General features: G+C 67.7%; 11 protein-coding genes. 8 read left to right on the forward strand and 3 right to left on the reverse strand.

The annotated features are described in order from the left end of the window. Nucleotides 1-444 precede the first annotated feature (444 nt). Together OO71_RS29430 and OO71_RS29435 are read left to right on the forward strand one after the other, a co-directional pair. On the forward strand, nt 445-750 hold the full coding sequence (locus OO71_RS29430; RefSeq protein ID WP_033293205.1) for a hypothetical protein: 306 nt from the start codon (nt 445-447) through the stop codon (nt 748-750). 217 nt (nt 751-967) lie between these two features. After that, the gene (locus tag OO71_RS29435) at nt 968-2,260 is read left to right on the forward strand and encodes an amidohydrolase (RefSeq protein WP_156096601.1); all 1,293 of its coding nucleotides are present in this window, start codon (nt 968-970) and stop codon (nt 2,258-2,260) included. A gap of 578 nt (nt 2,261-2,838) precedes the next feature. Here the strand turns inward: OO71_RS29435 and OO71_RS29440 are convergent. Next, on the reverse strand, nt 2,839-3,291 hold the full coding sequence (locus tag OO71_RS29440; protein ID WP_211260636.1) for a gamma-glutamylcyclotransferase family protein: 453 nt from the start codon (nt 3,289-3,291) through the stop codon (nt 2,839-2,841). Between the two features lie 130 nt (nt 3,292-3,421). Between OO71_RS29440 and OO71_RS29445 the strand changes: the two genes are divergently transcribed. The 5 genes from OO71_RS29445 (at nt 3,422) to OO71_RS29465 (ending at nt 7,677) form a co-directional block, all read left to right on the forward strand. Further along, complete coding sequence (locus tag OO71_RS29445) at nt 3,422-4,825, forward strand: NAD(P)H-quinone dehydrogenase (protein WP_033293207.1); 1,404 nt, start codon at nt 3,422-3,424, stop codon at nt 4,823-4,825. Between the two features lie 76 nt (nt 4,826-4,901). After that, nucleotides 4,902-5,348: a hypothetical protein gene (locus tag OO71_RS29450; RefSeq protein WP_033293208.1), complete on the forward strand. Its 447-nt coding sequence runs from the start codon at nt 4,902-4,904 to the stop codon at nt 5,346-5,348. A gap of 192 nt (nt 5,349-5,540) precedes the next feature. Then, the gene (locus tag OO71_RS29455) at nt 5,541-6,158 is read left to right on the forward strand and encodes a hypothetical protein (protein ID WP_033293209.1); all 618 of its coding nucleotides are present in this window, start codon (nt 5,541-5,543) and stop codon (nt 6,156-6,158) included. A 63-nt stretch (nt 6,159-6,221) separates the two neighbouring features. Continuing rightward, nucleotides 6,222-6,803, forward strand: coding sequence for a class F sortase (locus tag OO71_RS29460; protein ID WP_033293210.1), 582 nt, complete (start codon nt 6,222-6,224; stop codon nt 6,801-6,803). A gap of 70 nt (nt 6,804-6,873) precedes the next feature. Next, entirely contained in the window at nt 6,874-7,677 is an 804-nt protein-coding gene (locus tag OO71_RS29465) for a VOC family protein (RefSeq protein WP_033293211.1), read from the forward strand. Nucleotides 7,678-8,345: 668 nt separating this feature from the next. Here the strand turns inward: OO71_RS29465 and OO71_RS29470 are convergent. Together OO71_RS29470 and OO71_RS29475 are read right to left on the reverse strand one after the other, a co-directional pair. Next, nucleotides 8,346-10,562, reverse strand: coding sequence for a glycoside hydrolase family protein (locus tag OO71_RS29470; protein ID WP_156096602.1), 2,217 nt, complete (start codon nt 10,560-10,562; stop codon nt 8,346-8,348). 92 nt (nt 10,563-10,654) lie between these two features. After that, nucleotides 10,655-11,773 (reverse strand): LacI family DNA-binding transcriptional regulator, encoded by a 1,119-nt coding sequence (locus tag OO71_RS29475; protein ID WP_063740131.1) that lies wholly within the window; start codon nt 11,771-11,773, stop codon nt 10,655-10,657. Nucleotides 11,774-11,954: 181 nt separating this feature from the next. Here OO71_RS29475 and OO71_RS29480 point away from each other — a divergent pair, with 181 nt between their 5' ends. Next, entirely contained in the window at nt 11,955-13,262 is a 1,308-nt protein-coding gene (locus tag OO71_RS29480; protein WP_033293213.1) for an ABC transporter substrate-binding protein, read from the forward strand. Nucleotide 13,263: the final 1 nt, after the last annotated feature.

Here is a 13,263-nt window from a genome sequence, read left to right on the forward strand (position 1 = left end):
ACGGTCTGAATGGCTTGTCAAGGCGGGAAAGATGCCTTGACAAGCCATTCAGACCGTGTGGGGGCTTCGGATCGGGGTGCAGGGCGGGGGCTGGGTGCCCGGTCCGGTGGGTGCGTCGGCTGCGGTGGGGTGGTGGGGGAAGTCCGTGAAGGTTCCCTTCACGGATGAGGGTTGTGAAGGGGGACGGTCCCGGTACGAAGTCCGTGAAGGGAACCTTCACGGAATAGGGGGCTGTGAAGGGAACCATGAGGGAATCTGAGTCCGTGAAGGTGGCCTTCACGGAAGTGGGGCGACAGCGGGGGGCGGGGGGCTTTAGGTGTTGAGGGGGCGGGTGCGCCCGGCGGTCGTCGTCACGGGGCGAACGGGGGTGGCTCCTCCGCGTGGCGGGTGACGTTGCTGTCGGTCGGCGGGCACAATGCCTCGGTAGGGCGTAGAAGGGATGTCATGGCGAAGGTGCGGGGACTGCTGCTGGCCGGTCTGCTCGGGGTGCTGCTCACCGGGGTGCTGCCTGTTTCGGCAGCGGATGCGGCTCCGGCGCCTGCCCCGGTCACCGGGGTCGCGATCACGCAGGTGGGCGACCTCGCGCAGGTGCCGCCGGGGCCGGTGCTCGATCCGACGCAGACTGACAAGGCCAACGCCGAAAAGACCAAGAAGAACCTGATTGCCGGGGGTGCGGCGGTGGTGTTGCTCGCCATCGTGTTCTTCGGGCGGCGGCATCGGATCAAGCGGCGTAAAGCCCAAGGCGGCTGAGTCCTCCCCGCAACTGCCGTTCCGGCTGCCTTTCCATTCACCCAGGCCGAACTTCGGGCCGCCGTTCGCCGCAGATCCGGTACCGGCCGTCTAGGCCGGTTGCCGTCGGCGCGCCGCTTGCCACCTGCATGGTGCACGATCATCTGCAAATGCGTATGACAGATCGAACGGCACGTTGCGTGACCCCCTGCGCTCGTGTTGCGGGAGGAGGTGCGGCGTGACTGTGCTGGATTCACGACCGAACGTTCCAGGTGACCACGAGAGCAACCCGATCGAGGCGCCCGGCGCGCTCCTCTCCGAAGCCGGGGTCAGCATGGCTCCTGTGGACGACCTTGGTGCGGGCCGCGGCCCGTTCTGGCTGGACGATTGGCTGCGCGCCAACGCGACCGACGTACTCGCGTGGCGCAGGCACATCCATGCCCACCCGGAGCTGTCGCGGCACGAGTTCGCGACCACCGAGCTGATCGTGTCGCTGCTGCGCGCGGTCGGGCTCAAGCCGTGGGTGCTGCCCGGCGGCACCGGCGTGGTGTGCGACATCGGCCGCGGCGAGCGGTGCGTCGCGCTTCGGGCGGACATCGATGCGCTGCCGCTCACCGAGGCCACCGGGCTCCCGTACGCGTCCACCACCGAGGGTGCGGCGCACATGTGCGGTCACGACGCGCACACCGCCATCCTGCTCGGCGCCGCCCGTGCCCTCGCCGGTGCGCCCGAGCTGCCCGGCCGCGTGCGGCTGATTTTCCAGCCCGCGGAGGAGGTCATGCCCGGCGGTGCGCTGGACATGGTCGCCGCGGGTGCGCTCGAAGGTGTCGAGCGGATCTACGGCCTGCACGTCGACCCGCGGCTCGAGGCAGGCAAGGTCGGCACCCGCGTCGGCGCGCTCACCTCGGCCGCGGACCTCATCGAACTGCGCCTCACCTCGCCGGGCGGCCACACGTCGCGTCCGCACCTCACGGCCGACCTCGTGTACGCGCTCGGCACGGTGATCACGTCGCTGCCGTCGGTGCTGTCGCGCCGCGTCGACCCGCGATCCGGCACCGTGCTGGTGTGGGGTGCTGTGCACGCCGGACAGGCCGCGAACGCGGTCCCGCAGGACGGCGTCCTGCGGGGCACGCTGCGCACCGCCGACCACGAGGTGTGGAAGGCGCTGGAGCCGCTGGTCGCGTCGTCGGTGGAGTCGCTGCTGGCCCCGACCGGCGTCGGGTTCTCGCTGGACTACCGGCGTGGCGTACCCCCGGTGGTCTCCGACGCCGAGTCGACGGCGCTGATGCGCGCAGGTATCGAGGCGGCCGTCGGTGAGCACGGTCTTGCCGGAACGGAACAATCGTCCGGTGGAGAGGACTTCGGCTGGTACCTCGAGCACGTCCAGGGCGCTTTCGCGCGGCTCGGCGTGTGGTCCGGTCCGCCCGCTCCGCAAGCCGACATCCACCGGCCGACCTTCGTCCTCGACGAGCGCGCGTTGCTCGTCGGCGTCCGCACTTTGGTGCACACCGCGCTGGCCTCGCTGGCCTGAGTTGTCCACAGGCCCGCGGGCGATGTGGATAACTCAGGAGGGGGAGAAGTACCCCTCGTGCGGGGGTGTCGACGGGCGGATCACCCGGTGTTGTGGCGGGTTCTCCGGTCGGTGGCGTGGGTGTTGACTGTGGGTGATCCCGGGCTGGTGGAGTGCCGTGGTATTGCTCAGTGGCAGAGTCAGGTGCTCATCGCTCACGGCTGGTGTGCGGCGGCGAGCGATCAGTGGCCGGTTTACAGATTTCGCGTTACCGGGCAAGGGTTTCTGCGGGTTTCGGAGCTGGCCGGACGATGTGATTTCCTAGGGCGCGAGTGGGTCTGCGCGGTCCTGAGTGGATCTTCGACGGGTCCGCGACGGCTCTTCGCTTGGCCTCTGGTGGTCCGAAGTGGTCACCCAGTGCGATCGAATGTGAGCGCTGTGGTAAGCGATGTCCGTGTGAGTGAGCCCCTGCCGGGTGGTCGCGAGTGGCGCTCCCGGGCGGGTTGTGGATCTTCCGTCTGGCCGGAGTTATCCACAGGCCCGGTCGGGATGGGGACAACCGGCAAGGCGTCCGGCCCGGTGCTCCCCGCCGGAAGGATTCACCCGCTGATGCCCGTGCACGGACGCGTCCGCAGGTCGTCCACGTAGTCCACCGGTGCAGCCGCTGCTTCCGCCGCGTCCGCCAGCACCCCGAGGTACCGGGCCGACGGCAGGCCGCCCTCGTAGGCGTCCAGGACGTAGAGCCACGCGAGCACCGAGCCGTCCATCGTCTGTACCCGCAGGCGGATCTTCGTGTGCATTCCGAGCTCGCCGCCTTCCCAGCGGTCGAGGCGTTCCTCGTCCAGGGCGGTCACGTCGTACAGCACCACGAAGACCCGCGACGACGCGTCCTCGACGATGGTGGCCAGCGCGCCTTCCCAGCCGAGGTCCTCGCCGCCGAAGGTCAGCCGCCAGCCCTCCAGCCAGCCAGTGCCGGCCATGGGCGAATGCGGGGCGCGCTCCAGCATCTGGGCGGGCTCCATGTTGGATCCGTAAGCGGCATACAACGGCACGCGCGACAGCCTAGCGACCCCCGCCGCGCACGAGCGGATGCACATGCCGTGTCCGGGCACTTCGCTTTGCCGTCAGGTCTCCCGCGTACGGTGAGCACCACCGCCAAGCACGTCGACGAGGAGGACCCGGGTGACCAGGATCGTGATCATGGGCGGCGGCCCGGCGGGCTACGAGGCGGCCTTGGTCGCGGCCCAGCACGGCGCCGACGTGACGATCGTCGAGCGGGACGGCCTCGGTGGCGCCTGTGTCCTCTACGACTGCGTGCCGTCGAAGACGTTCATCGCGTCGTCCGGCGCGCTGGCGAAGATGCACGACCTGGGCGAGCTGGGGATCAACACCGATCTCGCGGACACGAAGGTCGACCTCCCCACCGTGCACGGCCGGGTGAAGGGCCTGGCGCTCGCGCAGTCGGCCGACATCCGCGCCCGGGTACAGCGCGAGGGCGTCCGCGTGATCACCGGCGAGGCGCGGTTTGCCGACGACGAACCGGGTCTTGCCACGCACCGGGTCGCGGTCACAGATTCCGACGGGGCTACTGAATCCCTGTCCGCCGACGTAGTCCTGATCGCCACCGGCGCCACGCCGCGGGTGCTGCCCGGCGCAGTCCCCGACGGTGAGCGGATTCTCGACTGGCGCCAGCTGTACGACCTCACCGACTTGCCGGAGCACCTCGCGGTGATCGGGTCGGGTGTCACGGGCGCCGAGTTCGCGTCGGCGTACACGGAGATGGGCGTGAAGGTCACCGTCGTGTCCAGCCGGGACCGCGTGCTGCCGCACGAGGACGCCGACGCCGCTGCCGTGCTCGAGGAGGTCTTCACGCAGCGCGGTACCACCGTGGCCAAGCAGGCGCGTGCGGAACGCGTGGAGCGCACTGAGAAGGGCGTCGAGGTCCACTTGGCTGACGGTCGCGTGATCGAGGCCAGCCATGCGCTGATGACTGTCGGGTCGATCCCGAACACCGCTGACATCGGCCTCGACCGGGTCGGCATCGAGCCGGGGCCGGGCGGCTTCATCGCGGTCGATCGGGTGTCTCGTACCAGCGTCCCCGGGGTGTACGCCGCGGGTGACTGCACCGGGGTGCTGATGCTCGCGTCCGTCGCCAGCATGCAGGGCCGGATCGCGATGTGGCACGCGCTGGGCGAGGGCGTCGCGCCGATCAAGCTCAAGACGGTGGCCGCGAATGTGTTCACGCATCCGGAAATCGCGACCGTCGGGATCAGCCAGCAGGCCATCGACTCCGGCGAGGTCCCCGCGCGCACGATCATGCTGCCGCTGGCCACCAACGCGCGGGCGAAAATGGAAGGTCTGCGCCGCGGTTTCGTGAAGCTGTTCTGCCGTCCGGCCACCGGCGTGGTGGTCGGCGGCGTCGTGGTGGCGCCGTCGGCGAGCGAGCTGATCCTGCCGATCGCGCTGGCCGTGCAGAACCAGCTGACGGTGGACCACCTGGCGCTCACGTTCTCGGTGTACCCGTCGCTGTCGGGATCCATCACCGAAGCGGGCCGCCAGCTCATGCGGCACGACGATCTGGACTGATTTCCACCTGCCGGGCAACCCCGCGCCACGCACCGCGTCTTGCGGGGTGAACAGGCGGATACCGGGGAGGAAGAACGTGCGCAGGAGCGCGGTTTTGGTGGCGGCAGCGGTGCTCGGGATGGCCGCGCCGGCAGTGGCGTCGGCGGCAGGTCCGGCGCCGGATCCGGTCACGGTGCAGCTGAACCAGGACACTGCGGTGCTGCACGGGCAGGTGAACGTTTATCAACGCGGCGATGACGCGAATGTCGCCCTCGCGGATTGCCCCGGAGCACAGGCCGGGGCCACGAAGTTCAGTTCTCCGGTGTTGAAGTTTTCCGGGTACGACTTCGGCCCGTTCGTCAGTGTGCGGGCCACCGTCAGTGCGGCTGCGGAACTGGTGCCGGGTACTGCTCCCGGCCGCTACCCGCTCACTGTCGCGTGTGGCGGAAAACCTTACACCACAACGTTTTCCGTACCTGCCGCGCAGGTTTCGCGGGTACCCGCGGGCGCGGCGAAAGCGGGCGACGGGAGTCTTGCCGAATAGTCTTACAGGCCGAAACAGCCGCCGGGAAATTGTTCCCGGCGGTTTTTTTGTGTGCCGGGCAACCCCTTAGGGGGCGGAGACGTCTTGGTGATGTCGGAAGAAAACGCCCGGACCGCAGGGGGAACTGTCGGCCGGGTACGGATTCCTCGCGGCCATTTGCCGCGAGATCCGAATTTCATCAAGGGGAGTGTCATGAAACGAATTGCTGTCGTCTCCACGCTGATTGCCGCCGGGATGCTTTCGGCCGCCCCGGCTTTTGCTTCCGGGTCGGCGCCTGCGCCCACCCCCACCCCCGCGCCCACCACGACTGCGCCTGCGCCGGCCGGTGACCACGCCGGGGTGCCCAAGGCGTTCGTGCGGGTGCTGCCGTCGTCCGGACGGGCGGGGGACAAGGTGCTGGTGCGCGTCGGATGCGAGGCGTCGGCGATCTCGGGGCTGAAGTCGTCGGCGCTGCAGATCGGCAAGCTGTCCGCGGTCGGGCCGCAGAAGGACCCGGCGAAGGCGCCGGTGTCGCAGGCCACCGCGACGGTGCGCAAGGACGTGAAGCCGGGGACGTATCAGGTGTCGTTCTCCTGCGGTGGCGCGGAAATCGGCACGAAGTTCACCGTGCTGGCGGCCAAGCCGGCTACCAAGCCTGCGCCGAAGCAGGTCACCAAGGTGCCGTCGGGGGCACCGCAGACCGGGGGCACGGACGGGCCGGTCGCGGACAGCGCCTCGACCGCCGACATCCCGATCGCCGCGGGTGCGATGGGTGCGCTCGCCGTCGGTGGGGCAGGGTTCGTGCTGATGCGGCGCCGCCAGCGTGGCTGACCCGGTTTCCGGCCCTGGCCTGGCGGGAGGCCGGGGCCGGTCCCGGAGCGAGGTGGGGGAGACGTGATCAGGAAGACGCTCGCCGCGGTGGCGGTTGCGCTCGCCGTGGTGCTGACGGGATGTTCGACGGACGGGACTCCGGTGCCCGTCGCCAGTTCCGATGCGCCGTCCGCGGCCGCGTTGCCGAAGTCGGACCCGGTTTCGCTGGACATCCCGCGGATCGAGGCGCATTCGAGCCTCGTGCCGCTCGGGCTCAACCCGGACAACACGGTGCAGGTACCGTCGGTGAGCACGCCGTTGCAGGCCGGGTGGTACCAGTTCGGGCCGACGCCGGGGGAGGCCGGGCCCGCGGTGGTGCTCGGGCACGTGGACGGCAACAAGCAGAAGGGGATCTTCTACCGGCTGAAGGAAATGAAGCCGGGAGACGACATCTCCATCGCCCGCCGCGACGGCAGCACGGCGCACTTCGTGGTGACCAAGGTGGACCAGGTACCTAAGGACGTCTTCCCGAGCGACGCGGTGTACGGCGACACCTCGGACGCCGAACTGCGGCTCATCACCTGCGGTGGCGCGTTCGACCGGGGCGAGCACAGCTACGTGGACAACATCATCGTGTACGCCCACCTGGTGGTCGGCGGTCGCTGAACAACACACTCCCGTTTTTGTCGGTCCCCGGTGCGACACTGTGACGGCTGGCACAAGACTGGGAGGAAACATGATCATCAGAACCGAACCGTGGCCATCCGGTACCCCGTGCTGGGGCGATTTGATGGTGCCCGACCGGGACAAGGCGGTCGCGTTCTACTCGGCACTGCTGGGCTGGACGGTGGAGACCGGCGGACCCGAGACCGGGTTCTACGGAATGGCACAGGTAGCCGGAAAGCCGGTGGCCGGGATCGGCCAGATCCCACCGGAGCAGGAGGGGATGCCGCCCGCGTGGACCACGTATCTCGGAGTGTCCGATGTGGACAAAACGGTCACGGCCATCACCGAGGCGGGCGGCAGCGTCATCGCCCCGCCAATGGACGTGATGACCGAGGGCCGGATGGCGATCGCGATGGACCCCACGGGCTTGGTTTTCGGCCTGTGGCAACCGGGCCGGCACCTCGGCACGGGAGTCACTCTGACGCCGGGTGCGCCTGCCTGGAACGAGTGCATGACGCGCGATTTCGCAACGGCCAAGCAGTTTTATGGCGACGTATTCGGGTACACGTTCACCGATTTGTCGGGAGACGGCTTCACGTACGCAACGCTGGATGTCGACGGGCGCCCGGTCGGTGGGCTGGGTGAGCTGTCGGAAGGCGGACCGGCCGAGCTGAAGGCCGGGTGGAACACGTACTTCTGGACGTCGGATGCGGACGGGCTGGCGGCGCGAATCCCGGAGCTGGGAGGAACCGTGGTGAGCCCGCCGACGGATACGCCGTACGGCCGAATGGTGCTGGCGAGGGACGACCAGGGGGCGGAGTTTTCCCTGATGGCACCTAATGAGCAGACGGGGACACAGGAGGGGTGGGGGTGAGGTTGGCCCGGTTTTCGTGAGGCCTGGGGTGGGCCGGGGTTTGGGCTTGGGGTTTGAGTAGGGCTTGGGTTTGAGTTGGGGCTGGGCAGTTGGGCCGGGTTGGAGTCGATGGGGAGGTGCCGCTGGTCCAGGCCCGAATTGGCCGAGCTCGACGCGGCTTGACCCAGCCCGGAGTTGGGCCAGGCCGGAGTGGCTTGGCCCGGCCTGTGGGGCCGAACTCAGCACGGCCCCGCCCGGCTTGGGCGTCGCCTGACCTGGTTCGGCATAGCCGTGGCCCGACCGGCCGGACAGGCTAGGCGTGGCCTGAAATGACCCGACCCGACCCGACCCGACCCGACCCGGCGTGGCCTGGCTCAGCTCGGCGTGGCGTGGCTCGGGGTGGCTTGGTTCTGCCAACCCGGCGCAGTTCGGCTGGGTCTAGTTCCGATTGGCCCGAAGCGGTCCGATCCGGCCGAGTCCGACTTGGACCAAGTCACCTCCAGCTTGGGTCCCGATCGGTTGGGCTCATCCCGGTTGGGATCGGCTCGTCCCACCCGCCCGGTCGACCGCGCCACCCCGCCAACCCGCGCCGGAGGCCAACCCGGCGGTCAGTGCCGAGGGTGAGAAAAAGAGCGGTGGGGCCGACCCCAAAACCGGGACCGGCCCCCACCGCCCTCAACCATGCCCTCCTAATGCTTCGCCAAGTTCACATCGTCGATGTTCACCCATTGCCCCGCACCGGCGTCCGAGTAGAAGCCGATCGTTGCCTGGCCGTTTGTCACCGGGACGTTGCGGATCGACACCAGCGTCCACGTGCTGCCGGATGCGTCGCTCATGTCTGCCGTCAGGTCGGCGCCGTTGCCGAAGTCCTTCACGTCCAGGTACGCCGCATTCTGGCCACCGCTGCTGCGGACCCATGCGGTGACGTCATACGTGCCATTCGGCAAGCCCGTCACATTCTGCGACGTGTATACCCGGTACGCGCTGCTCTTGTAGTGCGTCAGCGTGTAGTCCCCGGTACGCGCGTCGTACGGCGCTGCCTTCTTTTCCGTGAAACTCGACCCGTCGTTGGCCGTGTTGCCGAAGTTGTAGGCCGTCCAGCGGGAGGGGGTCTGGGTTGCCTTTCCGTCGTCCTCGAAGGAGAAGTTGCGGGCCGTGTATGCCGGAGTGGTCACCGCTGCCGGGGTGAGGAGTACGTCGTCCACGTTGATCCACTGGCCTGCGCTCGCCTTCGAGTACACGCCGATGGTTGCCTGCCCGTTCGTCACTGGCACGTTCGGGATCGACACCTGCGTCCAACCGCTGTTCGGTACCCCGCGGACGTCGGCCGTCAAGTCTGCGCCGTTGCCGAAGTCCTTCACATCCAGGTACGCCGCCTCCTGGCCGCCGCTGCTGCGTACCCATGCCGACACCGTGTACGTGCCGTTCGGGACGTGTGCGGTCTGGAACGCGTACGTCTGGTACGGCGAATTCTTGTACTGCGTCAGCACATACGACCCGTGGTGCGCGTCCTTCTGTTCGGCGAAAGTCGCGCCGTCGTTGGCCGAGTTGCCGAAACCGTAGGTCAGCCAGCCGAAGGGGGCGTTCGTCCGAGCGCCGTCGGTTTCGAAGCCTGCGTTGAGCAGCGATGAAGCACCCGACTGCGCGTCCAGCACCCGGTACATCAGGTCGATGCCGGTGAAGTTCCCCGACGCCAATCCGTTGGCGGGCAGCTTGTTCGGCACCTGCCAGTTCGTGTACAGGAGATTGTCCGACAGATGCCGGTTGTCCCACGCGGTTTGCGCATTGTCGTGCATCCAGCCGAGATACTGTTTCTGCCCGGTGGCATTCAGGAAATTCACGATGCCACGCGACATGATTCCCTTGGCGACCGTGTTCTGGTTCTGATCAGGGTCGACCCACAGGTTGTAATGCGCGCCGCCGTTCGACGTGAGCCATTGCGGCCACAGGATTTGCTTGCCCTGGTAAGGAATGGTGAATCGGTTACGGCCCCAGTCGATCACGCGCTGGCCGTCGCTGAGGTATTTCGGGTCGTGTGTGTCCGCGTACATCGCCGCGGCCGAATCGGCGATCAGGCCGACGTTCATCATGTAATGGTTCTTGTCGTAATACCCGGTCTGCGAACCATTGGTGCCGTTGAGAATGCTGCCGTCCTGCTGCAACCACAGCATGGACCAGTCGTACGTCATTTTCGCGTACTGCTTGTACGTGTAGCTCTGGCCCAGTGCATTGTTGTACATCGTCTGGTTCGGGAAATATTTCGCGAGCGCCATGGCGATGTACGGCAGCTGTCCGGTGGTGGAAATGTCCTTGTAGTCGCCGATGTTCTTCCAGTCGTGCCACACGCCGTAGTCGCCGTAGCCGGCGCGGCTGTCGAGCTGGGTTTCGAGAATATAGCGGGTTTCCGCTTCGACTTCTTGCAACAGGTGTGGATCGCGAGTCGCCTCGTACGCGCACAGGCCCGCGCTGATGTTCCACAGATAGTCGTCGTTCGCGTCGTTTCCTCCGGTCCACCAATACGGGTCGGTGGTGGTGCGCTGCACGCCGTTGACGGTTTCGGTCCAGGTGAATGTGGTGGCTTCACTGCGTTCGAAACCGTAGTACGTGTCGCGCAGCAGTTGCCGGTATTTTCCGCCGGTATTGGCATTGGCGGTGCACAACCCTTGCCGGATGTAGGCGCTCGTCCACAGATCCAGCGGGGAATGGTCGCTGATGGACGCGTAGAACATCCCATTGCCGGGGTTGTAATAGGTGTTCAGAAAAGCCGTGAGGGCAGTTTCCGCGTTGTCCAGGGTGTAGGGCTGCGCGGCTTTGGCCGGCCGCGCGGTGACCAGCGCGGTGGCCAAGGCCGTGACGAACAACAACGCCACCAACGACAAACGTCTGCAACTTTGGAGTACGGACATCGGGCCTTCCCTTGTCGGGGGCTGCAAGTGGCCGTGATCCGGAAAACGGTTTCCGAACCGTAGCGGCCCGCTCGCCCGACCGTCAAGGAATCTCAGGGCAACGGTTCGGTTTCGTGGCCGGGCAACATTTCTGGGCGCTCGGCAGGAGCGACCGGAGTGGCCGCAGCGGCCGGAGCAGGCGGGAACCACCCCCGGCTCTCCGAAGACTCCCGCACCACCAACCGGCACGGCACCGACCGGACCCCGCTTTCCAGCGCTTTCCCGTTCATCGCATCCAGCAGCTCGGTCGCCGCGACGCGGCCGAGTTCGTGCAGGTTCAGGTCGATGGTGGTGAGCGGCGGGCGGGCGGCCTCGGCCATCACCTCCCAGTTGTCGAAGCCGACCACGCCGACCTCGTCGGGGACCTTGTGCCCGCTTTCGCGCAGCCCATCCAGCAGTCCGCGGGCGATCTGGTCGCTGCCGCAGAACACGCCGTCGAACGGCTTTCCGCTGCGGACCAGGATGCTTGCCGCCTCGCGGCCCCAGCGTTCGCTCCACTCGCCCATCAGCGGTTCGCCGAGCACCATTTCCTGTCCCACCGCGGAAAACGCGGCCGTGGCGCCCTCGATCCGCCGCTGCGTGGCGAGGTGGTGCTGTGGTCCGGTGACGTGCGCGATCCGCCGCCGTCCGGTGCTGAACAGGTGTTTCACCGCGCGTTCGGCGCCCTCCCGATCGGCGTGGATGAGCGACCGGTCGCGCGGGTCCTCCGACTGCGCCAGCACGTAGATCACCGGAATCGGCAGGTCCTGACCCAGCGACGGGCGCGGATCGCTGCCGCGGCCGGTGACGATGATGCCGTCGACCCGGCGGGCCAGCAGCGTGTGCAGGTAGTGCCCCTCGCGGATGCGGTCGTCACGGCCGTCGCACAGCAGCACCGAAATCTGGCCCGCGCCCAGCGTGTCCTCGACGCCCAGCATCACCGGGATGGTGAACCGGCCGAAGCTGTCGCTGGTGAGCACGCCGACGGTGTACGTGCGCCCCTCGAGCAGGCTGCGCGCCAGCAGGTTCGTGGAAAACCCGAGTTCCTCCGCGGCGGCAAGCACGCGTTGCCGCGTTTCCGGGCGCAGTTGCCCGCGCCCGTTCAGCGCCTTCGACACGGTGCCCGGGGACACGCCTGCCCGCACCGCGACGTCCGCCACCGTCGCTGCCTTGCGCCGCCCGCCCTGCCTCATCGTGATCCCGCCCCTCCACTTGGTTTTCCGGACAGTGTAACTGCCGCGGAAACATTTCCGTAGCGCTGGTGCACAACACAGTTCGGATACTGGCCCTTGACGGGGAATCTGCCGCGTCTTAGGTTTCGGAAAACCTTATCCGAAACTTGCCGTCGTGGCGGGTTCGAAGGAGACGAGTGTCATGGCCAGTGCCCGACTGCGCGCGTTGCTGCTCGCCGCGGCTGCCGCGGTTTCCCTGACAGCGTGCGGTGGCGGCGGGTCCGGGGACGCGCCCGGTGCCGCGGGAGACTCCGCGACCGGGGTCGACGACGGGGCGAACCTGAGCATGTGGGTGCGGGCCAACGGCACCGGTTCCTACAGCCAGGCGCTCGTCGACGCGTACAACGCGAGCCACAAGAACCACGTCACCCTCACTGCGGTGCCGGACGCGAACTATCAGCAGAAGGTCGGCGTCGCGGCGGGTTCGGGCAGTCTGCCGGACCTGCTCACCTCCGACGTCGCGTACGCGCCGAACTACTCCCAGCAGGGCATCTGGGCCGACATCACCAGCCGCGTGCAGGCGTTGCCGTTCCACGACGCGCTGGTCGGCTCGCACGTCAAGGCCGCAACGGCCGACGGCAAAACCTACGCCGTACCGCACAAAGTGGACTCCTCGGTGATCCTCTACAACGCGGACCTGTTCACCAAGGCCGGTCTCGACCCGAAGGTGCCGCCGAAGACCTTCACCGACCTGTACAACGACGCGAAGGCAATCCGCGCCACCGGCGGCGACACGTACGGCTTCTACTTCGCGGGCAACTGTCCCGGCTGCAACGCGTACACCGCGATGCCGTACGCGGTCGCCGCGGGCACGCCGCCGATCTCGCCCGACGGCAAGTCGGCCGATGTGCACAGCCCCGCGCTGCAGGAGGCATTCGCGCTGTACAAGCGGATGTTCGACGAGGGGATCGTGCCGAGCTCGGCCAAGACCGAGAGCGGGTCGACCTGGACGACGCTGTTCGAGGCAGGCAAGGTCGGCATCCTGCCCGCCGGGTCGTTCGAGTTCGCGAACCTCGCGAAGGTGAACTTCAAGTGGGGTATCGCGCCGATCATGTCGCCGGACGGCAAGGCGACCTCGACCTACGTCGGCGGCGACGACCTCGGCATCGCGGCCAACTCGAAGAAGGCCGCGCAGGCGTGGAACTTCATTGCCTGGACGCTGGATCAGAAGACGCAGGTGGACGTAGTCGCGAAGGCCGGAAACCTGCCCGTGCGTACGGATTTGGCGGGCAACCAGTACACCACCGCCGACCCGCGGTTCGCCGAGACCGCGAAGGGCCTCGAACACGGGTACACGCCAGCTTCCCTGGCGTACGGTCAGGTGTTCAACGACAACACCGGACCATGGAACCAGCTCGTGCAGCAGGCGGTCTTCGGTTCCGGCGATGCGAAGCAGGCGTTCGAAACGGCGCAGTCGGCAATCCAAGCGAAGCTGCAGGCCGGAAACTGAA

The organism is Amycolatopsis jejuensis, from assembly GCF_000717335.1.
Classification (GTDB): domain Bacteria; phylum Actinomycetota; class Actinomycetes; order Mycobacteriales; family Pseudonocardiaceae; genus Amycolatopsis; species Amycolatopsis jejuensis.